This is a genomic window from Chitinophagales bacterium (assembly GCA_041392475.1).
Taxonomy (GTDB): Bacteria; Bacteroidota; Bacteroidia; order Chitinophagales; family UBA2359; genus JAUHXA01.
The window spans coordinates 1,599,812-1,623,497 of sequence record JAWKLZ010000002.1 but is presented as its reverse complement, the minus strand read 5'-3'; the positions used below and the strand labels follow the sequence as shown (position 1 = coordinate 1,623,497).

The following is a 23,686-nucleotide window of genomic DNA, read 5'->3' as shown; positions in this document are numbered from 1 at the left end:
CTTTCATCAAGAGAAAGGCATCAGGTTACAAACTACCAAATAGATAGACAGGAAAAATTGCCAGACAACAAGACACAAATATCCGCACTTATGAATACAAATACAGCAAGTAGAACAAATCACACATTGGGTATCACAGGCATCACCTTTGAGCGTTTATTGCGATTTTTACCTCTCAAACAACAGCAAAAAGCACTCAAAACCAAACAATTTCGAAAAGGTGAATACATTTACCATCCCTACAAAAATGGCAACAAAATTTATTTGGTCAAGTCAGGTCGGGTCAAGGTGAGCAAACGGTCAGAAGATGGACGAGAATTCATTCAAAACGTGGCTTGGACGGGTGATTTATTTGGTGAATTGTCTTTGATTATGCCCTTCAATATGGGTGAATATGCTCAGGCTTTGGAAGATACAGCGATTTGTCAGATTCCGATTGAAGCCATGCAAGAATTGATGAAAGACAATTGGTTGATGCAGTTACAACTGATGGAGTTGTTTGCCAAACGCCTGCAACAAACTGAGCAGTTGGTTCATTCACAGATTCAAGGAGATGATGCGTATATTCGCATCCGTCAATGGCTTCAGTCCATTGCAGAGCAAAAAGGGGAGGAAGTGAATTCATCTATTGTTGCGATTCCTCGTTTTTCGCCTGCCGAAATTGGCGCAATTGTCGGAACTTCTGTGCAAACGGTACGAAATGTATTGAAACAATTGAAGCAAGAACGGTTTCTAAAAATTGAGAGGAATCAAATTTTCATCGAAAATCAATCAAAAAACATCCACCGCACTCCAAACTTCAAAGCCCTGTCAGCCATTGGGTAATGTGGCACATCAAAATATCCGTTGTCAAAACTCGGTACCAGAGCTTGATTGAGGTGCTCCATCTTCAAAAACAATCGCACCCGCTGGATTTTCACATTGATATAAGCATCTACAACAGGATAAAACTTCAATTCCGTGTCGTTTTGAAGGAAAAACTGACCCGTTGCAGGATTGTAGCCATTTCCAAAATAGTTGGTATTGTAATGTACATCGAAACCCACTTTTGCCAATGCTGCACCTTTGAACAAATATCCTTGATAGTACAAACTATTGATAGTCCAATAAGTGGGCAGGTGAATAAAGTCGCTGCTCGAAACCTGTACAACGGAAGTATGGTCAAATTGAAACTTGCGAAGTAACTTAAATCCTTTCTTCAAAACAAACTGACTCACACTCAATTCAGACGACAGCTGAGTCGGTTGCGAATAGGTGTTCCAGATAGTGAGTTGGTCAAAAATCTGCGTGCGTGCGCTCACTTCCAGCCGCAGTTTGGGATGGTGATAGGTCGCTTCTATTTGTAAACTCTGTGTTTTTTTGAAGTCGTTGTCCCAATTGAAGTAGTTGCCAAACCAATGATTTTGAACAAAGTCGGGGCTTAAATTTTTAATACTTCCTTTCAATTGCAGACTGCCCAATTTGGGAGCAATGGGATAATCTATACTGGCTTCCGCATTGAAATCACCCGCATTGAAGCCAAAAAGAGCATATTGAGCTTTCAGGAGATAGGTGAACCGCCGATTGCTTTTCTGCACATCGTTTTCCACTTGAAAATTGAGTAGTCCTGTATTGAAGCGTTGAGTCGTGTCTATTCTTGCCGCAAAAGTATTTTTTGCTGTTTCGGAAGTATAATAGGTCAAACTATCAATGGAATTGGCCTGAGTCACTTGTGTATTTTGGTGCAACAATCCAATTCTTGCATTGCGAACAATGTTCGTGCTGCCTTTCTGTTTGTCGCCAATCCACATCAAAAAAACCTCATTTTGAATCGTTTCTTGACTTATTGGAGTGTAGAGCAGGGCAGGGCGGTTTTCGATACCTGTTGCATCTCCCAAATAAAACGCATTGTAGTAATCAGCCGCATTTGCAGTAGTTTGTTGGTCGTCATACAAGTACCAATTGTTTTTGTAGGTTAGTGCATACCCAACTCTCCCTCTGGGTATAAACTGCTCTATTACCTTCGCTTTTTTCCTAATCGGACGAATGGGTATGCGGTCTTGAAGCGTATCTTTGGATAGTGAAACAATGGTGCTATCTCGAAGTGTATCATTAGGAAGTCTAGGAATTGGGACGGCGGTAGTATCCTTAGAAATGGGTATCGGCAATTGCTGTATGGTATTGGTATCAATGGATATTTTTCGTTTGACCCGCCTTCCAAAATCCAGCGTTTGCTGCACAAAAATATTGCGCTCTCGCAATTTGTTCTCTGCAGCCGATAAGCGAATAGGCAACAACATTTTATCTTCATTCAATTTTGTGACCGTTGTATCTTCCGCCACCCCACCGTTTTGCTGAATCGTTCCATTATTGTTGAGGTAATGAGCGATTAACTGATAGCGATTTTTAGGATGCTGGTACCACACGCTTCCCACAAAATTTCGGAAAATGGCTTTTTGACGCTGGTATATTCCTGGTGCATTGGCACTCCGATAGCGTAAAAAGATATTGAGTGTTTTGCTGGGATGTACTGCAAAATCTACCCCAAAGTTTTGTTCCTCCTCTGGACCAATCGTGTATTGTATTTGAGAATAGGGAAAATGGGAATGGTAATAAGGTACGTCTTCGGGCTGCAATAAATAGGCATCAAATTGCCGCATACCCAGTTGAAAGCCAATATTTCTTTGATATTCAAATACCAATGGTTGATGAGCTTGTCCGACATTACCCAAATGCGTGTAGGGAAATTCACTCTTTTGCAGGGCAGGATGATAGCGGTGCAAGTTAGTAATGTTGGTATCTATTTTCTGCAATTGCAGCGTATAAGGGTTTGTGCTGAACAAAATAGTATCGTAGCGTCCGTCAATATTGAGTGTATCTTTCTGCAATATCGGCTTTGAAGTACCTCCACTTCCTCCTCCCCTACTTACTCCTCCAAAACCACCCCCACTGCCTCCTCCAAGCGTTGGGAGTTGGGCATAAGTGAATGTAGAACAAAAGAAGAAGAACATTGCAGCCCATTGAAGGCAGCTTATTTTTTTTCTCATACTTTCTTTCTGATAAATCAACTTGAATGTACCTATTTTCTTTTATTTAGGCGAATTTTTCACGATTCTCCTTTTCTATAATGACGGTAAAACCACACCAAAAGTACGGGTAATAACAACAAATCTGCCAGCAATGCGACCAACAATGTAACGGCAATCAACAAACCAATGTAAAAAGTGCCTAAAAAATCGGAACTGCAAAGCGTCAAAAATCCAACTGCCAAAATCAGCGATGTAACGATAATTGCCTTACCTGTATGTAAATAGGTTTCTCTAACTGCCGCCTCTACCTTGTGACTGCATATTTCTCTGCGAAAACGGCTCAAAAAATGAATCGAGTCATCTACTGCAATGCCAAATGCGACAATGAAAATAATCGCTGTAGAAATTTTGAGGTCAATCCCCGCAAAACCCATAATACCTGCCACGAATAACAAAGGTAAAAGATTGGGAATCAAAGCCAAAAAAATCATTCTAAATGATTGGAGCAACCAGCCAAACAATATACCAATGATGACAATAGCAATGACCAATCCCTTCAATACATTTTCTGCCAAAAAACTATTGTTCAAATCCATCAAATATGCTGTGCCAGTGACTCTATATTCCAGTTGACTTTCACCCAGTTCTCTGGTTATAAACAAATCTAAGGCTTCATTTTTTTGACCTACCAGATGACTGCCCCAATCGGGAATTTTGCCACTGATATGCGCTTTGTTTTTTGAAGCATCCACCAATTTATTCAATTGAATATCATCGGCATATTGTTGTAGTCGTTTGCTTATTTGCCCCGTTTCCTTCGGGTTTTCAGGCATTCGGTAGTAATCCTTGCGTCCTTGATGGTAAATTTGATTAGCAGTTTTCATGACGACCACAGGAGATATTAAGTTTTTCACACCATACTGTTCGGTCAAAAAACTGTCCACCAATGCAATTTCCTGCAAAACTTCAAAATCAAAAATATGCTTTGAAGTATCTTTCGTATTCATTGCCAACTCAAAGGAACGCACACCTCCAAAGTGTTCTTCAAAAAAAGCAAAGCCTTTTTGCTGTGGATGTTCTTCCTTCAAATCCTCCAATATATAGATGTTCACCTTAATTTGACTTGCTCCCCATATTGCAGCCACACAAACCATTGCAGAAACCAATACGATTTGTTTGGAATGTCCCATTGTCCAATCAAACAGGTTTTGCAAATTCATTTTGCCTTTTCCCAAATGTAGTTTTTGGGCATTCAAGGCACTGATGGGATTGAGTTTTTGGGCTTTAATTTGAAATTTTCCTTCAATCAGTACAAGAACCGACGGCACTAAGGTATAGGTCAGCAACAAGGCAATCAACAATCCAATCGTTGCGTACCAACCCAAATCCACCAAAGGTTTGAACCTCGAAGTGGTGAGTGTGAGAAAACCAATGGCAGTCGTGAAGGTCGTCAATAGAGTGGCCATGCCCACTTCCTTGACCGTTGTTTGGAGAATATCCGTAGCACTTTTAGGAAAACCCTTTGCCCGATTTTCGGCTTGTCTATGTTCGTAATCTGTCAATAAGTGAATGACATCAGCAATGCCAATAATCATCAAAATGGTAGGTATCACATTGGAAATCAAATCAACTGATTTTCCATTCAATACCATAATCCCCATTGTCCACAAAACCGTCAGCCCAACCACCAACAAAGGCAGCAATACGCCCCAAAAACTGCGGTAGGTAAGCCACAAAAATAGCACAATCGCTAAAATGGCAAAACCGATAAAAACACGCACTTCTCGCTGAATCATGTCCACATACACCGTCTGCCCTGTGCATCTGCCTGCAATGTGATACTCCTCAAAAGAAAAATCTTCAAAGGTTCGCTCTAAATCTTTGGTCAGTATTCTACACTCTGTATCTCCCAACAAGTCGGCGTTTTTGACATACAACAATACAGACTTGGCATCACTCGAAACCAAAAAATCAACCAACAAGGGACTTTCATAGATTCGGATACTGTCTTCGGCATACTTCTCTGGTCGATCAAAATGTAAATACGGTACTTCCAACAATTTATAATACATTCCACTTCTACGCAATTCTTTGATATTGGTCAGCGATTGTACGCTTTCGATATTGGGCAAGGCGGCAATGCGTTTGGTGAGACTGTCTATTTGCTGCAAAAAATCGTGTTGGAAAATTCCTTGATGGTGTTGGATTCCGACCAATACAAAGTCATCGTCATTGCCAAAATTTTGACGAAATTGCTCAAAAAACTGCGTGTCCTCGCTATTGATTGGAAAAAAATCTTCCATATCGTAGCTGAACCGTAGTTGCTGCAATTGGTAGCCTAATAGGACGGTGATGCAAATAATGCACCCTAAAATGATTTTGCTGATTTGCTCAAGGCTCATATTCGCAAAATTAACGTTTCTACCCCTAAAAAAGTCTGTATTCCTACCCGATTCCTCCTCATTCGTCATTGGTATTCCCTTTTCGGCAATCATTGGTATCAACATTTCCTCAAACCTATATTCAAGCTATTTTCTGTAAATAATTTCTGCCTTTTATATAGTTTAGCTCCAAAAAACGTTTAATATTCTACCTATTGTAAACAAAAAAAAAAATCAAACTCCAAAAACATGAAAACCCTCGACTCTAAAATCATACAAGTTGCCGTTTTTACCGACAGAGCACAAGTGACACGCATGGCAACAGCTACAATTGAAACAGGCAATCAAACCCTTGTGTTTGATAAATTGCCCCAAAACATTGAAGCAAATAGCCTTCAAGTAACAGGTGCTGGCAATGCCGTATTGAAGGATGTAAAGTTGGAAACCAAGCATTTTGTGGTCAATCAGAATGAACGTTTGGAGGAACTGCAAAAGCATCAAAATGAACTACAAAATGACGCAAAAGCATTGCAGATGAAAACCCAACGTCTGGAAAGCGCACGTTTGTTGGTAGAAAATATTGCTGCAAAAATCACCGCTACTTCTGAAAAAGCAACAGATTCTGCTAGTTTACAGCCCGAAAAATGGCTGCAAATGATTGACTTACACCAAACACAATTGACAAAAATTGATGCGGATATTTTGGTTGTTCAAAAAGAAAATCAAGACATTCAACAACAATTGGATAAGGTGAGGCGAGAAATGAACTCATTTGGACAGACAACGACCAAAACACAAAAGCAAGTGCAAGTCGTCTTGGAAGCAAAAGGTGCAGAGGAAGTCGTATTGAAATTGTCGTATGTGGTCTATGGTGCGGCTTGGTATCCTGTCTATGATGTACGGGTGAACAGCGATACCAACGAAGTCATTTTGGCTTACAAAGCAATGGTAAGTCAAAGAACAGGAGAGGATTGGGAAGGTATAGGGCTGGAATTGTCGACTGCCCAACCTCATATTAGCGGAGAACCGCCTATGTTGGGCAGTTGGTTTTTGAGTAAATATGTTCCTCCAAGGCCTGAAAGTAAAAGTTACAAAAGAATATCCGCATCCCCTTCTGTAATGGCAGACGAAATGAGTGCAGGAGGAGCAATGAAACGAGAAGAAATGGCCAAAGAGATAGACGCTACACCAATGGAATATGAAGAAACGTCGGTTGATACAAAAGCAGCTTCGGTGGTGTTTGGTGTGGGCAGCAAGACCACTATTTTGAGTGACAACCAAGCACAACAGGTGAATATTTTACAGAAGTCGTACAAAACTGAATTTGTGCACATTGCAGTTCCTTCTAAGTCTGCTCATGCCTATTTGAAAGCCAATATCACCAATGATAGTGAATATCCCTTGCTAAAAGGTGAATCTAACATCTTCATGGACAATCATTTTGTAGCAAAATCCAATATTCCTTTTACCGCCTCGGGAGCAGATTTTGAAATAGGTCTCGGCATTGACGAGGCAGTGAAAGTAACCTACAAAACGCTTCAAAATCTTCGCAAGACGGTCGGTTTTATCAAAAACAAAGAGAAAATGCTCTATGCCTATGAAACGGTGATTACCAACTCCAAAAAACGAGAGATTCAACTAACTGTACACAATCAAATTCCTATTTCTAACGACAACGATATTGAAGTCACGCTTATCGAACCTGTTTATGAATCCGATACAGATACGCTCAAAAAGAATGACTTGGGACATTTAGAGTGGGAATATACGATTGAAAGAGGGGAAGAAAAAACCATCCCTTTGAAGTATTCAGTCACGTATCATGAGGATATAACCGTGATTGGCCTGTAAAACCTATGCCTTTGCTTTGGCTAAGGTAAAGCCAAAAGTGGTGCCGAGACCTTCTTTGCTGCGGACGTGAATGGTTTGGTGGTGGGCTTCAATGAGGTGTTTGACAATGGACAGGCCCAAACCTGAACCACCTTTTTCTCTGGAACGAGCAGGATCTACCCGATAAAAACGCTCAAACAATCGAGGAAGGTGTTTTTCGGCAATTCCCAGTCCGTTGTCGGTCACTTCAATCAGCGCATATTTATCCATGTCGTAAATGCCAATCTTGGTTTTGCCATTTTCGCTGCCATAATGTATAGAGTTGGAGATGAGGTTGGTAAGCACTTGGTGAATGCGTTCCCGATCTGCAAATACCATCATGGAAGTTTGAGAACCTTTTTTGAAGCTCAATTCTACATCATTGGCATCTGCCATCATTTCCATAGCTTCAAAAATTTCTTCTACCAATTCCGCAATGTTAAATGGAGCTTGATTGAGTTGAAGTTCTCCCGCTTCGTGTCGGCTCACAATCTCCAAATCATTGACAATAGCACTCAGTCTTTCGGCATTTTGGGCAGCTCGATGCAAATATTTCATGTTAATTTTGTGGTCGTCAATGCCTCCGTCAATGAGGGTATGTAGGTACCCCTGCATATTAAAAATCGGAGTTTTCAGTTCGTGTGATACATTGCCGAGAAATTCTCGACGGTAGTTCTCCAATTTTTTCAAGGCATCTACTTCTTCTTTTTTCTCTGCTGTCCATTCCAAGACCTGGGTTTCTACTTGGTCGAGGATATTTTCGTTTAAATCTACACTCTCACCAACATTTTTCTTGGGTTGCTTCAGTCGGTGAATGTGTTTGTAAATCAACTTGATTTTTCGGTAGATAAACCGTTCTAAAGCAATGTAAAAGAGGATATAAGCGACAACGCTTGTTGCAAATGCCATTACAAAAGCCCAATACCATTCAATGGTCAGTTGGAAGAAAAAAATAAGCAATAAATTAACGATAAAACAGGCTAACCCTAAAATAACAGCTATAAAATAAGCTAATTGATTGGGAGTTACGTTTTTCATTAAAAAGTAATAGCGATATGCGGGAAGTTGATGTTTGTGAGTCATAAGCAACTTAATTACTAAAAAATGTCTTTAGTTTGCGACTAAAATTACAATAAAACCTACACCTTTGATTATTAATTTTTTGACAAAAGATAAATATGAAAAAACTACTTTTTTTAATCATTTGTTTATTAGCAGCAAATGGCTTGACACAAGCTCAAAATTATGATGCCGCTGTCGGAATTCGATTTGGATTTCCGACTGGTATCACCTACAAACAGTTCATGGGAGGAAATACTGCCTTTGAAGTGATTGTAGGAGGCGGTGACAAAGGCGGTTCGGTGACCGCTTTGATTGAGTTTCACTCAGAAGTTCTGGATCAGAGTTTGAATGTTTTTTATGGCTTAGGAGGACATATCGGAACTTGGAGAAGCGATTTGAATGTGGGAGTAGATGGTATTTTTGGCTTAGAACTGAGTACAAGTTCGCCTATTGTGATGGCTATTGACATCAAACCAACCGTGTTTCTATGGCGGTCGGATATTAGGACTTCAACTGGAGGAGCTTTTTCCTTACGCTACTCATTTTAGTTTCTAAGAACTGAAAATAACTCTTTGAAGGAAAGAATAACGGAGCCTTTACTTTTGGAATAGGATTTGTACTTTTGCAGCGTAGAAAGAAATTCCAATATGAAAGCACGTCTTATCAACATTGTTTTAGCGATTATCTTCTTTGCTTTTGCAGCCGTTCAGCACAACGACCCTGATGCGGTGCTATGGTTTTTTGTGTATGGCATTGTAGGGGTTATCTCTCTTTTGGGTGTTTTCAAAGAGTACAATAGAGCCATGTTACTCGCCATGATGATATTATATTTTGGAGGTTTTTCGTATTTACTTCCCAATGTATTTGAATGGATCAGTCAACATGGTTTGAGCGAACTTGTTGAGTCTATGAAAACGGAAAAACCCTATATCGAAAAAAGTAGGGAATGTTTGGGCCTGTTGTTGTGCTTTTTAGCCATTTGGTATCACTACTACGAATCAAAAACTAAGAGTCGATGAGACAATAACGGATCGCCCTAAAATTGGGCGGGCCAAACGGGTAGAAGTTGCTCTTGTCCCAATGATTCTTGGATTTCCTTCCGTAAGTCCGATGGTATTGGTCAAATTTTGGGCATGTACCAAAAACGAAATAACCCGCTGTGACTTCAATGGCGTAGATACACTTACTCCTATGTTTAAGTTGGTAAAGGCAGGTAAATTGGCTGTATTCGTTTCATCACTAAATCGGTTTCCAAAGTACTGAATTGTACCAAAAAACTTCAATGTTCGGTATTCATAAGAAGGCATTAAAGTAAAAAAAACATTGGGGATGCGTTTTACTTGATTTCCGTCAATAGGAGGAAGATTCGGTAATTCTTGGCTGTCTGCTACCTTATAGGTCGCTTGCTGCAAAGTGGCTTTCACATCCACTCTCAGATTTTTGATAGGTCTGCTTGTCACTTCCAGCTCTGTTCCAATTGTTTGTGAACCTCTTGTCCGAAAGGGCAATACATTTCCCAAGGTATCTATCGAATTGTCTGTAGTAAGCTGATTGCTAATAGAGGTGAAAAACAGTGCTCCAAAAAAAGCGATTTTTGGAGCTGAATATTTGTACCCTGACTCCAATAACAAAACATCTTCTGTCTGCCCACCATCCGATTGCCTCGCCTGCCAATTGTCAAAATCGGGCATTCGATAACCTTTCGTAGTCCTCGCATAAGCAGACATATCTTTGGTAATATTGTAGTTAAGTCCAAGCGAAGCTGCAAAATCATTGAAGCTCCAACCATAATAATCGAAGGTGTTATTGCCAAAAAGAATTTCGGATAACACTGGGTTACGGTAAGTACTATTAGAAGGATTGAGGTCAAAAATATCTGTGTTTTCAAGGCTGCCACTTGCCGAGAGCGTTTCATATCGAAGTCCAGCATTGAGGCTTAGATGCGGATTTATCGTCCATTGTTCGTCTGCAAAAACTGCCAGTACCCTAGCTTTGCCCGTATTGTTTTCCCAAATATTAAAGGCTTGATAGGTAGTAAAGCCATTGTGTGTAACTGTACTGATGAGTTCTCCATCTCGATTATAAAAATCAAGGTTGAGTCGTTGTGCATTGTCATCTCTCACCTCCAATAATAAATTCGCCCAATGCCTTTGTGTCTTATCTGAAAATTCGCTTAAATAAACCCCTGTTGTAAAAATATGATCATCAGACTTTTTACTAATCTCAAGGCTATTAATTACACTCTTCAATTGCAGGTCATTGTGCCACCAGCCTTGTTCACCAACCAATCCATTTCCATTCGCAAATTTTTCATCAAAAACGTCACTACCATTTGAATAACTGTAATTGTAAGATGTTGCATCCGAAATATTTGCCATTTTTTCTTTGGCATATTTTTGAGCACTAATAGGCTCAAATACAGAAATGATGGCATCTGTCCCTTTATAGATATAACTGATTCGATTTTTATTGGTAACTGTCCAGTCTTTCAATATTTTGAAGGACATTTCTGTTCCAATATACCCTAAGTGATTGCGAGCCCCATCTGTCAAGTCGTAAGTTTTAGCCCCTTCTGGTGTTGGGAAACTCACGACTGTTTGTTTGAGTGCGTTCATTGTACCATAATTCGCATTGAAGTGATTCACAGGTTTGGGTTTCGAAGCATTTATAAGCGGAATCGGTAAGTAGAAAATATTCTTTTCGTTTAGGTATTTTGCATAGAGCCGAATATATCCATTGTTGATTTTTTTTGTCATATTGGCCTTGATTTGCCCACCATTGTTGGCAGTATAGCCAGGTTGTCTGATGCCGTCATCTCGCCGATAAAACCCACCTATATTGAAAAAAATATTGTCAGTCAGTTTACCCCCCAAATTCGCATCCGTCCTAAATTGACCAAAATCACTGGTTTGCAATCGAATTTTTCCTTTTGGTTTATTTGCAGTCAAATGCTCTTCGCCTGTATAACTGATGAAATTGATGATGCCTCCTGGTGCATTGCTCGCAAAAATATTGCCCGAACCTCCTCTCAATGCCTCCACTTTTTTCAGACTCAAGTCCACACGGGTAAAATTATCAGACGATGCCCAATCTATATTTCCCGCTTCATAAACGGGCAATCCGTCCTCTTGAAGAACAACATACTGAAAGCTTCCTTCGGCAGACATTCCCCTCGAAAACAGATTATTAGTTGTCTCTCCTCCCGAACTTTCTGAATAAAACCCAGGAATATATTGCAGCACATCGGCAGTGCTTCTCGGAGCGATTTTTTCTAAAAAAGAAGCATTAATGGTGGTCAGTGCAATACTCGATTCTATTTTACTGATATTGTTACGACTCCCTGTCACCACTACATTCTTTAGCTCCAAGAAATCTTCATTCAGAAAAACATTGACTTCAGTAGTTACATTTGGCTGAACTACAACAGTTTCTTTGCGGCTCAAAAAACCTACATAGGACGAACATAACACATGACTACCTAACGCTACATTTCTTATCTCAAATTTGCCATCGCTATCCGTAGGGGCACCTATTTTTGTACCTTTCAATACCACATTGACTCCTTCCATTGGTGCGCCATTGATATCGGTGATTCTACCTTTTACCGTTCCCTTATCCTTTGTTATTGAAGGTTTAGGGGACAAAACCACAAAGGTATTTTCGTTGATTTCTTGGTATTGTAGGCCAAAAGGTTGGAGTAGTTTTTCTAAGGTTTGGTGTATAGTTTCTTCAAATACGAAATTGGAGTGAAGCAACAAGCCCTCTACAATCTCGCTTCGATATAAAATAGAAACATCAAAGTGAGATTCCACTTCAAAGAGTGCATCTTTAAGCTTAACCGTTTGATTATTACTGACCGATGCATGCCTCGTTTCTTGTGCTAAAACAAGTGGGTATAAATAAAAAAAGCAACCGAAAAGACAGGCAATAATTTTAAAAATTCTGAAAAACGGCTGAGCATTTTTATCAATTGCAGGATTTTGCCGCATTTTTTTCTACTAAGACGCAAAAAAAGTGTTTTAGGATGGATTGTCTGTAAAAATAATTTCTTTTTTTTGTTTGTCCACCACCATTTTTGTTTCCAAAATGAAGGGTAACGCATCTAATAAAACATCTATATTATTGGTAGGAATAGTGCCATTGATTTTTTGGCTAAGTAACTCTGTATCCATCGTTTTCACCTCCCAACCATAATTGTCTTCAATGAATAGAGCTAAATCTGCCAAAGGAAGTTGATTGCACACAAATTTGTTGGAAAGCCAAGCAGTATAATCAGTAGGGTTGACTTCTTTGCGAACAATTGTTCTTTCTTTCAACGAAACTTCAAATAGCTGATTGGGCGACAACTGCAAGGTTTTGTTTTGGTGTATTTGCTGCTGTTCGGTAGTGTCCAAAAAAGAAACAAAATCGTCTGTTTTATCTATGAAATGCACCTCTACTTTGCCTTCTTTTAGCATCACCTGATGCTTACTTGGGCGATTGATAAGGTTAAAACTCGTACCCAGCACTTCCACATCAAAAGTGCTTGTATGTACGACAAATTTTGCATTGTTTCTTTGATGCACTACTTCAAAAAAGGCTTCTCCCTGCAAAGTAACTTCCTTTATAAGCGCATCTTTCCAGTCTTTGGTATAACGAATGCTTGAATTGGCATTGAGCATTATTTCGGAGCCATCGGGTAAAACAACGTTTTTTTTCTCACCAAAATTGGTGGCATGGGTAATTTGATTCCTATTAAGTGTAAAATATACTACGCTACTGATACAAATGAAGAGGAATACAGCAGCTGCATATTGAAGGAAGGAAAACCTATTGAAAATAGGAGGTTGGGTATTAATTTTTTTCAGTGTTTGCTGAAGTTCTTTATCGGCTGAGGTGGAGGTGTTGCAAAATTGTAGAAGTCGAACCAATTGAGCTGCTTCATGTACTTCATTTTTTTTTTCAGGATGATCAGAGAGAAAATGCTGCCAAAAATCTTCTGATGATCCTCCCCTCAATATCCATTTTCTGAAGTGATTGTCAGTTGCGAAATCTTCAACGGAATAATTAACGTATTTTTTCATCCACAGTAGCGATATTTGCTATTTTCAGCCGTAAAAATTAATGTATTCTACATTTTAAGAGATACGAATTGTAGTTTTGTACTCAATATTTTGATGCTTAATTTACCCTGATTACTTCCCTCAATGTTTTCAATGCCCGATAAACCGAATTGCGAATAGATTGGTATTTCAAATTCGTAACAGCTTCTATTTCTTCATAGTCAAGATTGTCCTTAAATTTCAAATAAATAACCTCTCTTTGCGAAGCAGTTAAATTTTCCAAGGCATTGGCTACCTTTAATTGGGTTTCTTTGCTCATTTCTTCTGCAATCATCAAATCTTCTATAGAAAGACTAAACGCATTGGGTTGAATATTCGTATAGTCAAACAAAAACACAAACTTTCGTTGTTTTTTTAGTTCTTTCAGCAAGTTTCGGCGAAAAGATTTAAAAAGGTAGGTTTTTACATAGTGGACATCTGCCAGCTTTTTTCTTTTAGCCCATAATTCTGTAAACAATTCCTGAATGGTGTCCTTCAACAACTCTTCTCTATCATTCACCAAATGAAGTCCATATTCATACAAACTGGTATGATACTTTCTAAATAACTGAGCAAAAGCAGTTTGACTGCCTTGCTTCAGCTGTAGCCATAAAACCTCATCGTTAAGATGCTTATGGGGTAGTAGTTTCAATTCGCAAAATTGTTTGTATAGGTTAGGTCTGGTAAATATACAAATTTAGCAAACAATTGACCCAAAAATGGCTTTGAATGTCGAGAGGATTAACTACATCCGTAAAAAAAATTGAAGAATCACTCGTTCTTAATTTTTATTGTCTATCTATTCTGAGAGCATATTACTTCTATTTTCATTCATTCCCTTATTTTTGTGTTTTGAAAATACGCAAATTCACTAATTTAAAATTTCATCCTTAACACCATGTCCATTCTCCGACTCCAATTACCAACCGATCCTCGCTGGGTAAACCTTGCAGAAAAGAGCCTCGAATTTATCCTCACCGACCATGCTTATTGCGAGCAAAAAGCAGCCTCTACTTGCATTTCCCTAATTCAGCTCTATCCAGATAAAGCAGAATTGGTCGAACAACTTGCCCCAATTGTCACCGAAGAATGGGGGCATTTTCGAATGGTTTTGCAGCAAATGAAAAAACGCAACATTCCACTCGGCAGACAACGCAAAGATGAATATGTGGGCGAACTCCGAAAATTTTTGACCATAGGCAATAGCAAAGACTACCGACTCTTAGACCTCCTATTGATGGCGGGACTTATTGAAGCCCGAAGTTGTGAACGCTTCAAATTGCTTTGGAAAAACATTGGCGACGAAGAGTTGAGTGAATTTTACTACAAACTCATGGTTTCAGAAGCAGGGCATTACACGCTATTTCTCGGATTGGCACGCACCTATTTTAGCGAGGAACAAGTAAAAGCCCGATGGGCAGAATGGCTCGAATATGAAAAGAAAATCATGGAGGGGATTGCATTGAGGGGAGATAGAATCCATTGAAGTAACTATCAAACATATTCTCCTTATCTTTGAAAAATACGAATTCTATCGGCAATCCTAACAACACCATGAATCCAAACAAGAAAGACCTTCAAAAAATCAATGTACAGCCTCCCATTGAAGCAGAAAACATCAAAGTCGGCAAAAGCAAAAAAGTAGCTGCGGGGATTCCTGCCGTATTGACGACTCTCAAGCGAAGTTTTGAAGAAATGGATGTCAGCACGACTCTCAAAACTTTGTTCAGCGTCAATCAGATGGAAGGCTTTGACTGTCCGGGCTGTGCATGGCCTGACCCTGATGACCATCGTTCGAGTTTGGGGGAATACTGCGAAAATGGCGCAAAAGCCGTTGCAGAAGAAGCTACAAAAGCGAGAGTAACCCCTGAATTTTTCCAAAAATACAGCGTAGAGGAATTAAAAACTTACTCCGAATATTGGCTCGGTAAACAAGGACGTATTACACATCCGATGATTTTGAAGGAAGGACAAACGCATTACCAACCCATTTCGTGGGAAGAAGCCTTTCAGTTTATTGCGGCAGAACTCAATGATTTGGACAGTCCAGACGATGCCATTTTTTACACTTCTGGTCGAACGAGCAACGAAGCCGCCTTTTTGTATCAATTGTTTGCCCGTCAATTTGGCACGAACAATCTGCCCGACTGCTCCAATATGTGCCACGAATCAAGTGGCTATGCGCTTTCCGAAACTTTGGGGATTGGCAAAGGTTCGGTCAAATTGGAGGATTTTTACGAAACCGACCTCATCATCATTGCAGGTCAAAACCCTGGCACGAATCACCCCCGCATGATGTCTGCCCTCCGAAAAGCCAAGAAAAAAGGGGCGAAAATTATCAGTATCAACCCATTGAAGGAAACAGGCTTGATAAAATTCAAAGACCCACAAAAAGTAGTGGACTACTTCAATGGCGGCATACCCTTGTCCAATCTGTTTTTGCAGGTCAAAATCAACGAAGATGTCGCTTTGACCAAAGCCATCTTGAAGATTCTTGCCGAAAAAGAAAGACAATCTCCAGGGAGGGTATTCAACCATACCTTTATCAATCGACATACAACTGGATACGAAGCTTTTGTAAACGATTTGGACAATTACAAACTCAAAGATTTGTCGAAACAGTGCGGTATTCCATTGAACGAGATACAAGAAGCCGCAGAAATGATTCATACATCCGAGCGCATCATCGTTTGTTGGGCGATGGGTTTGACGCAGCACAAAAATGGTGTAGCAAACATTACGGAATGGGTCAATCTTTTGCTCGCCAAAGGAAGCATCGGCATAAAGGGTGGTGGAACTTGCCCTGTTCGTGGACACAGCAATGTACAAGGTGACCGAACTATGGGCGTTTGGGAAAAATTGCGTCCTGAATTGGGCGAAAAATTGAAAGCGGTTTTTGACTTTGATCCACCTCAAAAGGAAGGCTTCAATACGGTTAATGCAGTCAAAGCAATGGCTGAGAAAAAGGGAATGGTGTTTTTTGGGATGGGGGGTAATTTTGCAACTGCAACACCCGACACCGAACTTAACTTCAAAGGTTTGCAGAATTGCAGATTGACCGTTCACGTTTCGACCAAACCCAATCGAAGCCATTTGATTCACGGCAAAAATGCCTTGATTCTCCCGTGTTTGGGCAGAACGGAGGAAGATTTGCAGAAAAGTGGTAAGCAGTTTGTCAGTACCGAAAATTCGATGGGCGTTGTCCAACGTTCACAAGGAAATCTACGTCCTGCTTCCGAACATTTAATCAGCGAACCTGCAATTGTGTGCCGTTTGGCAATGGCGACATTGAAGGGAAAGGTCGGCAATGCGGATTGGCAGGGCATGATGGAAAATTACGATTTGATTCGAGATGCTGTTGAAAAAACGATTAAAGGTTTTGACAATTACAATGAGCGGGTACGTAAAAATGGTGGATTTTATTTGCCGAATGGTGCAAGGGATGGGAAATTCCATACGGATGTCGGCAAAGCGAAATTTACGGTCAATGTACTACCCAAACACGAATTGAAGGCAGACGAATACTTGATGGCTACGGTTCGAAGTCACGACCAATTCAACACCACGATTTACGGTTTGGACGACCGATATAGGGGCATTTCTAATGGTCGGCGTGTGGTGATGGTGAATGGAGAGGACTTGAAGGCTGCGGGATTGAAGCAAGGTGATTTTGTGAATTTACATAGCTCTTATGATGGTGAGGAACGCATTGCAGAAACTTTTATGGTTGTGGAATACGATATTCCCCGTCAATGTGTGGCAACTTATTTCCCTGAAGCGAATGTATTGGTCCCTGTGAATTTGAAGGAAAAATACAGTGATACGCCTGCTTCAAAGTCGGTGGTGGTGAGGATGGAATTGGTCAGTTAAATTACGATACTATGATTCACGAAACGGAAAAAGTATCTCCCTTTGATATGGAAAATGAAGGAGAATCATTAGATGAATATTTCTTCATTAGATTGAAGAGAATGGAGGAGATTTATAAGAAAAAATCCAATAAAAGCGAAAGGCTATTTTTGCAGTTCGAGGCTCTCGTTAGAATAAACGATATTCTTCAAAAAGACCTTATATCCTATTGGGAAATCAAAGAAGCAATCATGATTTACAACCAAACGCCAAAAGGAGGTTTTTATGAGAAAATGTTTTGGAATGACTTGTTTTTACATTTGCGTCAGTTGGCTTTTGTCTATGGACGAGAGTTTAAATGGGAGGGAGATGCTTATTTAGTTGAAAGTAAATCTACGACTTCAAAAGCTGATTAACTCCACTCTTATACATTTTCCCAATCGGAATAAAATCCTTTCCAATAACTATCTGATTCCCTTCAATGTTTTTGATGTGCCTAACAGCAACAGCAAAGGATTTGTGCACTTGCAAAAAACCTTGTTTGGGCAACAATGCCAACACATCCGAAATTTTCTCTCGAATGACAATCGTTTCCTTTGCGTTTACCACTTTGGTATAATTTCCAGAAGCCTCTAAGTACTGAATTTCATCAACTTCTACCTGTATGTACTTTTTGTTACTTCGCAAAAAAATCCGCTTTTTGGGAGGCAGGCTTTGACTTGAAAGAGTTTGTTGAGGTCTTGAAGAAACAAAGGCTTTGTTGATTGCCTTCAAAAAACGGTCAAAACCGAAGGGCTTGAGCAAATAGTCTTCAATATTCAACTCGTATCCTTCGAGTGCATATTCTTTATAGGCAGTTGTCACAATCACTTTGGGAGGAGAATTGAGGGTTTTCAAGAAGTCAAACCCCTTCAACTTGGGCATATTGAGGTCGAGAAAAATGAGGTCGATTGGGTTTTCGTTCAAGTATTCAAAGGCTTCGAGTGCGTCATAACAGTTTTTCTTCAATACCATATTGGGCAAAAGTTTGCAATACCCTTCAATGATCTCGTGGGCGATGTATTCATCGTCAATAATTAGATATCGAATCATAAATGTGCCAATTTTAGTTTGGCTTTATATACATTTCCTGTGATGGAAAAAGACAAAGCATGTTGGTCAGGATACGCCAATTGCAGCCTTCGTTTGAGGTTTTTCAATCCAATTCCAGCTTGTTCTTCCTTCTCAGAAGAGTCAAAATTGTTTTCTACCGTCAGTTGTATTTGCTCTTTGTCTGCAAAAATGTTGATGTGAACATAGGCATTCTCTGTCAATTTCTCCACACCATGCTTGAACGCATTTTCCAAAAGTAGGATGAACAGCAAGGGCATCACTTGATAATCTTCTTCAATCTGCTCCTCAAACTGTATGTCTATCTTTTTGTGGTAGCGCATCTTATTCAGTTCGATGTAGTTTTTGAGGTATTCGACTTCCTCCGAAATCGGCACAAAATCTTTTTGTCCTTCGTAAATGCTGTAACGCATCAAATCAGAAAGTTTGAGAATCAAATCTTGCGCCTTTTTATCATCTTTACCTACCAAACCATAGAGGTTGTTCAGCATGTTGAAGAAGAAGTGCGGATTGACCTGACTTTTTAAATGAAGCAACTCTGCTCTGGTTTTTTCGTTCTTCAATTGGAGGAGAAACTTGATTTGGTTGATAAGTTGTTTTATCAGCCAAGACACACCCAAAACCATCAACAAGCCATAGTAGAAAAGAACTATCAGGCTGAGGGTTGGGTGAAAATTCTCTAAAAATACGACGGATTCTTTGTTGGTCGTAATCAATTCAAAGGCGGTTATCACTATCGGAATCAGCGCCGATACGACTGCAATAATCTGAATAATCCGCCACGTCTTTTTGTTTGTTTTTGTCATCATGCTCCAAAATTAAAGCAAGATAATTGTCCTTCAAAAGAATTGTGATGAACGGGTTTTGAATAGAGTCCTATTGCAGTAATGATGTGATGAAAGCACTTTATCCCTGATTGAAGCTGAAATGGTCATTCATTAATCACCTCAGTATCTCACCGTGATACACCTAAATCTTTTTTAAGTAATGAAATTCACCTCTATATTTCATTTTATATTCATTTTTTCAATGGTGAACGCCATTGCAGGAGAAAAACAAGATTATGCGATTTACCATCAGCAAGTTATAGAAGCTGAAAAGCTCATTGGTTCGGAAAAATACAGCGATGCGCTGCAAGTTTACGAATCCTTGTTTGACAACTATGATTTTGTATTTTTAAGAGAATACCAAATAGCGACTCAACTTGCATTGTTTTTAGAAGATAAAACGAAAGCCAAGAAGTATTTAAGGCAAGGAATATTGGCTGGATGGAAGCTAAAATCCATAAAGAGAAATAAATATATATCTCAATTAAAAAAGGAAGAAGATTGGAATTCAATCAAAACAGAATACCGAGTGCTCAGGCATCAATACGAATCGAATCTAAATGAAGAATTACAAAAACAGGTAAAAAAAATGTTTTCAAAAGACCAATGGAAAGCCATTGGAGCTTTGTTTACTTTCAGTTCGGACGCACAAGATAGGTATGCTGAGAAAAAATTTGCGCCTCATAGCGAAAAGCAAATGGCGGAATCTATCAACATCATTGAAAGTTATGGTTATCCTGGCGAAAAACTTGTTGGAAATTATTATTGGATGTCTACTATTCTCAGTCACCACAATTCTATCTCACAAGAATATGTACAACAAGATACTCTTTATTTATATTTAAAACCGAAACTGGTAAACGCCTTGAAAAACGGTCAAATTTCGCCTTTTGAACTTGCATTGATAGATGAATGGTATCACTGCGTCAAAAACGATAGAGAAACGTCAATGTATGGAATTCTTGAACCGCCTTCTCAGTCGGAATTGTCAAAATCCAACGAATTGAGAGCGGCTATTTATATGAGACCAATTGAAGTGAGGAATCAACTGGTGGATATTGAAAAGAAAACGGGGATGGATTTTTATTTGAATGGAGGTCCGTGGATTGAAGGGAAGGTGGAGATTAGAGAGTAAACAAAATGATAAACCTAAACTAACGCCAAATGAAACGTCTATTTATTCTCTCTTGCTTTGCAATAATAATTGCAGCTTGTTCAACTTCAAAACAAATACCAATCAGCGAAATCTCTGGGAAATATTACTGGCAGATTACTTACCCTCATGATGTTTGGGCAAATATCCAATTAAATCCAGATAGGACTTTTAAGTACTGCTGGAGACAAGGTATGATTTGTGGTACAACTTTGGGCACTTGGGAGCTAAGTAAGAATACTTTAGTTCTCAATAGTGAAAAACAACCTAAAAAGAAAGATAAAGAAACCTTTAATCTGATAATGAACCCTTTAACAAACAAAGAAGGACTCGAAATCAAGTTAATAGATGAGGAGAGTAAAGTGTCTTTACTTTATGCAAAATGCTTGTTGATGAACGAATCTAAGTTAATCGAAGAAACTACTACCGATGAATTTGGAGTATGTATGTTATCAAAATTTCGACAGGCTGAAAAATTGCATATTCAATCTTTAGATTATGGAAACATAGAAATTTCTTCCATAGAATTAACTGGGAACGACTACACAATAGAACTATTTCTTAACCATGAACTTAATCGTTATGAATATTTTACCAATCGAAAATGGCGCATAAAAGGCAATCGTATTTACGACCCAAAGATTCGACCTGATAAATACGCCAAAAAATATTATGTAAAAGAAGGAAAAACCGAGAGGTAGTAATTCATATAGTAACATCGTTTAGCTCACCACCCCAATCGCATAACTTTTCTTCCCTTTTTGCATCAAAATATATTTCCCTGCTATCAAATCATCTGTGGTAATGATTGAATCCGCATCCGAAACTTTTTCTTTGTTGATACTGATACCATTGCCTTTGATGCCTCGGCGAATTTCTCCTTTTGAAGAAAAAAGTTGGGTTGCTTCTGCTAAAAAATCAACCACATTGATGCCTTCTTTAATGGCGGATTGGCTTATTTCAATTTGAGGTACACCTCTAAAAATATCCAAAAAATCATCTTCCGATAAGTTGCGGAGCGTTTGTTTTGTACCTTTTCCAAACAATATTTCGGAGGCTTGTATGGCGGTGTCATAAGCATCTTCGCCGTGTAGCATGGTCGTTATTTCTTGTGCCAATCGCTTTTGAAGTATTCGTTGGTGTGGAGCTTCGTTGTGTTCGGCTTCAAGAGCTTCAATCGTTTCTTTATCCAAAAGCGTAAAAATGCGGATGTATCTTTTAACATCTTCATCAGAAGAATTGAGCCAAAACTGGTAGAATTTGTAGGGAGAGGTTAGTTCTGGACTGAGCCACACTGCGCCGCTTTCGGTTTTACCAAACTTAGTACCGTCTGCTTTGGTAATCAATGGACAGGTGACAGCATAGGCTTCGGTCTCTTCACCTTCAGCCGACATTTTGCGAATCAGCTCCGTTCCTGCGGTCATGTTACCCCATTGGTCGCTTCCTCCAAATTGGATTTTGCAGTTTTTATGCTTATTCAAGTACACAAAATCGTAGCCTTGAATGAGTTGGTAAGAAAATTCGGTGAAGGAAATTCCCGATTCCAAGCGATTTTTTACCGAATCTTTTGCCATCATGTAATTGACGGTCAAGTTTTTCCCGATGTCTCGCAAGAAATCCAATACAGGCATATCTTTAAACCAATCGTGGTTGTTCACTAATTCTGCTCCATTTACAGGATGGTCAAAATCAAGCAGTTTTTGAAGAATTTTCTTTTGTTGAGCAACGTTGTAATGCAAAACTTCTACTGACTTCAATTCACGTTCGGCAGACTTTCCAGAAGGGTCTCCAATCATTCCTGTTGCACCGCCTACAAGTGCAATCGGTTTGTGTCCTGCTTTTTGGAAGTGAATTAACATCATCAAGGAGGCCAAATTGCCGATTGTGAGAGAAGGGGCTGTTGGGTCACAACCCAAATAAGCTGCAACGGGCTTTTCGTTTTCCAATAATTTTTCTACTCCTGGAGTGCTGTTGTGCAACATTCCACGCCATCGAAGTTCTTCTATAAAGTTCATAGAATAATAATTAGGATGAAAATCAAGATTAAAAAATGGTTGATTCTCATTGGTTAGCAAAGTCAAAAGATGATTCTTTGAGTCTTACCCTAGTAAAAGTAACAATGCAAATATGAAGAAAAATATTGGAGGCTAACAAGAATTGAAGAAATTTAGTTCCGATTAGAATGTAAAAAGCCTCCTAATAAGCGTGAAAGCATATAAATTTGGTATATAGTATGCTTTAGATATCACATTTAATAGGAGGCCGAACTGTTGAGGTAGTTCAATTATTTTTCCAATGCTCTTTCAAACAAACGAACCATTGCGGTATCACCTGCTTTTTGTGCATAATAAAGCGGCGTATGTCCTTCGTTGTCTTCAACGTTTACAATGGCACCGTTTTTAATCAATAACTGAGCTATCTTTAGGTCTTTGGTAAGGTGTAGTGGTGTATGCCCATTCGTGGTAAGAGCGTTTACGTCAGCACCTTTATTAATCAGAAAGGTTATTATTGGGAGACTATTGGCTGCTTGATGTATTAATGATTCACTGCCAAGTTTTTCAGACGTTTTTAGGTTTTTATACTTGAAAATGAAAGAAAAAATATCAAATTTATCACTATTAGCTGCTATGGACAAAAAATCCATTTGGTGGTTATCAATAGCGGGGGAATATTCAGTGAATAGTCGATAAATGTCTGCATAATCATGCTGTAAGGTAAGGCAAACCAGATTATACATTTCGACGCTATTCATTTCGGCATGAAAATTTTTCCCCAACAAATATTTTACCATATCTATCTGCTTGTAATCAATAGCTTTTGATAAAAGGGTATATGCATCTTTATTGGATACGGTATGCATATTTTCGACTATTGTAGTCAATAGATTTCGATTACCAGAAGCGATAGCATGTTCTACTATACTCATTCCAGAGGGTTCAATGACAAAAGCATTGTATCCTTCTCGAATAGACACCTCTATACTGAAATAGTCATCTTGTAATACTGCTTCTAATACATTAGGCTGTACTTGAGCTACCATACTAGTGTAGATTAGTATGAATAACAAGCACCATAGCTGTGTTTTAATAAGTTTCATGAACACCTTAGTTTTAGCATTAAACAATAATAATTAGTTGGTAACACACACATACACAACCAAATATGTTGTCGCTTAATGACTGATACTTTTATAAGGGCGGACGTTCAAAAAATTGATCTGTAATGGGAAAAAATCTTAAAAAGGTTTTTCTACAATAATTATTCTAAAAAAATGTTTGCAGAAAAAAAAACTATATAATGAATTATATTATAACAGTTTTTGAAAAAAAATAGCTTTTCTATAATA

Annotated in this window: 19 protein-coding genes; 9 read left to right on the top strand and 10 right to left on the bottom strand. The window is 39.0% G+C overall.

Going from position 1 to position 23,686, the window contains the following annotated elements:
* Nucleotides 1-90 precede the first annotated feature (90 nt).
* Nucleotides 91-825: a Crp/Fnr family transcriptional regulator gene (locus tag R3E32_19850; GenBank protein ID MEZ4886994.1), complete on the top strand. Its 735-nt coding sequence runs from the start codon at nucleotides 91-93 to the stop codon at nucleotides 823-825.
* Here R3E32_19850 and R3E32_19845 read toward each other — a convergent pair.
* A complete protein-coding gene (locus R3E32_19845) occupies nucleotides 768-3,026 on the bottom strand; it encodes a putative porin (GenBank protein MEZ4886993.1) in 2,259 nt (752 codons plus the stop codon). The genes R3E32_19850 and R3E32_19845 overlap by 58 nt on opposite strands.
* 59 nt (nucleotides 3,027-3,085) lie before the next feature.
* Nucleotides 3,086-5,503 carry an MMPL family transporter gene (locus tag R3E32_19840; GenBank protein ID MEZ4886992.1) on the bottom strand — a complete coding sequence of 806 codons (2,418 nt, stop codon included), beginning with the start codon at nucleotides 5,501-5,503 and terminating at the stop codon, nucleotides 3,086-3,088.
* Between the two features lie 135 nt (nucleotides 5,504-5,638).
* Here R3E32_19840 and R3E32_19835 point away from each other — a divergent pair, with 135 nt between their 5' ends.
* Nucleotides 5,639-7,240: a mucoidy inhibitor MuiA family protein gene (locus tag R3E32_19835; protein ID MEZ4886991.1), complete on the top strand. Its 1,602-nt coding sequence runs from the start codon at nucleotides 5,639-5,641 to the stop codon at nucleotides 7,238-7,240.
* A gap of 3 nt (nucleotides 7,241-7,243) precedes the next feature.
* On the opposite strand, the gene R3E32_19830 is transcribed toward R3E32_19835, so the two are convergent.
* Nucleotides 7,244-8,296: an ATP-binding protein gene (locus tag R3E32_19830; protein ID MEZ4886990.1), complete on the bottom strand. Its 1,053-nt coding sequence runs from the start codon at nucleotides 8,294-8,296 to the stop codon at nucleotides 7,244-7,246.
* A 140-nt stretch (nucleotides 8,297-8,436) separates the two neighbouring features.
* Between R3E32_19830 and R3E32_19825 the strand changes: the two genes are divergently transcribed.
* A complete protein-coding gene (locus R3E32_19825) occupies nucleotides 8,437-8,868 on the top strand; it encodes a hypothetical protein (GenBank protein MEZ4886989.1) in 432 nt (143 codons plus the stop codon).
* A gap of 99 nt (nucleotides 8,869-8,967) precedes the next feature.
* Entirely contained in the window at nucleotides 8,968-9,339 is a 372-nt protein-coding gene (locus R3E32_19820) for a transmembrane 220 family protein (GenBank protein MEZ4886988.1), read from the top strand.
* Here R3E32_19820 and R3E32_19815 read toward each other — a convergent pair.
* The 3 genes from R3E32_19815 to R3E32_19805 all read right to left on the bottom strand — a co-directional run bounded on the left by R3E32_19815 (nucleotide 9,319) and on the right by R3E32_19805 (nucleotide 14,053).
* A complete protein-coding gene (locus R3E32_19815; GenBank protein ID MEZ4886987.1) occupies nucleotides 9,319-12,309 on the bottom strand; it encodes a TonB-dependent receptor in 2,991 nt (996 codons plus the stop codon). The genes R3E32_19820 and R3E32_19815 overlap by 21 nt on opposite strands.
* Before the next feature lie 30 nt (nucleotides 12,310-12,339).
* Nucleotides 12,340-13,383, bottom strand: coding sequence for a FecR family protein (locus R3E32_19810; GenBank protein MEZ4886986.1), 1,044 nt, complete (start codon nucleotides 13,381-13,383; stop codon nucleotides 12,340-12,342).
* A gap of 97 nt (nucleotides 13,384-13,480) precedes the next feature.
* Nucleotides 13,481-14,053 carry a sigma-70 family RNA polymerase sigma factor gene (locus R3E32_19805; protein MEZ4886985.1) on the bottom strand — a complete coding sequence of 191 codons (573 nt, stop codon included), beginning with the start codon at nucleotides 14,051-14,053 and terminating at the stop codon, nucleotides 13,481-13,483.
* Nucleotides 14,054-14,299: 246 nt separating this feature from the next.
* On the opposite strand from R3E32_19805, the gene R3E32_19800 reads away from it, so the two are divergent.
* The 3 genes from R3E32_19800 to R3E32_19790 are packed head-to-tail and all read left to right on the top strand — an operon-like array spanning nucleotide 14,300 to nucleotide 17,666.
* The gene (locus R3E32_19800; GenBank protein ID MEZ4886984.1) at nucleotides 14,300-14,887 is read left to right on the top strand and encodes a tRNA-(ms[2]io[6]A)-hydroxylase; all 588 of its coding nucleotides are present in this window, start codon (nucleotides 14,300-14,302) and stop codon (nucleotides 14,885-14,887) included.
* A gap of 29 nt (nucleotides 14,888-14,916) precedes the next feature.
* Nucleotides 14,917-17,271, top strand: coding sequence for an FdhF/YdeP family oxidoreductase (locus tag R3E32_19795; protein MEZ4886983.1), 2,355 nt, complete (start codon nucleotides 14,917-14,919; stop codon nucleotides 17,269-17,271).
* Nucleotides 17,272-17,282: 11 nt separating this feature from the next.
* Nucleotides 17,283-17,666 carry a hypothetical protein gene (locus R3E32_19790; protein MEZ4886982.1) on the top strand — a complete coding sequence of 128 codons (384 nt, stop codon included), beginning with the start codon at nucleotides 17,283-17,285 and terminating at the stop codon, nucleotides 17,664-17,666.
* Here the strand turns inward: R3E32_19790 and R3E32_19785 are convergent.
* Entirely contained in the window at nucleotides 17,644-18,342 is a 699-nt protein-coding gene (locus R3E32_19785) for a LytTR family DNA-binding domain-containing protein (protein ID MEZ4886981.1), read from the bottom strand. The two genes, R3E32_19790 and R3E32_19785, sit on opposite strands and share 23 nt — an antisense overlap.
* Nucleotides 18,339-19,166 (bottom strand): histidine kinase, encoded by an 828-nt coding sequence (locus R3E32_19780; protein ID MEZ4886980.1) that lies wholly within the window; start codon nucleotides 19,164-19,166, stop codon nucleotides 18,339-18,341. The genes R3E32_19785 and R3E32_19780 overlap by 4 nt, the downstream gene beginning before the upstream one ends.
* Before the next feature lie 181 nt (nucleotides 19,167-19,347).
* Between R3E32_19780 and R3E32_19775 the strand changes: the two genes are divergently transcribed.
* Nucleotides 19,348-20,322 carry a hypothetical protein gene (locus R3E32_19775; protein ID MEZ4886979.1) on the top strand — a complete coding sequence of 325 codons (975 nt, stop codon included), beginning with the start codon at nucleotides 19,348-19,350 and terminating at the stop codon, nucleotides 20,320-20,322.
* Between the two features lie 29 nt (nucleotides 20,323-20,351).
* A complete protein-coding gene (locus R3E32_19770) occupies nucleotides 20,352-21,041 on the top strand; it encodes a hypothetical protein (protein MEZ4886978.1) in 690 nt (229 codons plus the stop codon).
* Nucleotides 21,042-21,062: 21 nt separating this feature from the next.
* On the opposite strand, the gene tyrS is transcribed toward R3E32_19770, so the two are convergent.
* Both tyrS and R3E32_19760 read right to left on the bottom strand, forming a co-directional pair.
* Nucleotides 21,063-22,355, bottom strand: a complete 1,293-nt coding sequence (gene tyrS, locus R3E32_19765; protein ID MEZ4886977.1) for a tyrosine--tRNA ligase — start codon at nucleotides 22,353-22,355, stop codon at nucleotides 21,063-21,065.
* A gap of 269 nt (nucleotides 22,356-22,624) precedes the next feature.
* Nucleotides 22,625-23,380 carry an ankyrin repeat domain-containing protein gene (locus R3E32_19760; protein ID MEZ4886976.1) on the bottom strand — a complete coding sequence of 252 codons (756 nt, stop codon included), beginning with the start codon at nucleotides 23,378-23,380 and terminating at the stop codon, nucleotides 22,625-22,627.
* Nucleotides 23,381-23,686: the final 306 nt, after the last annotated feature.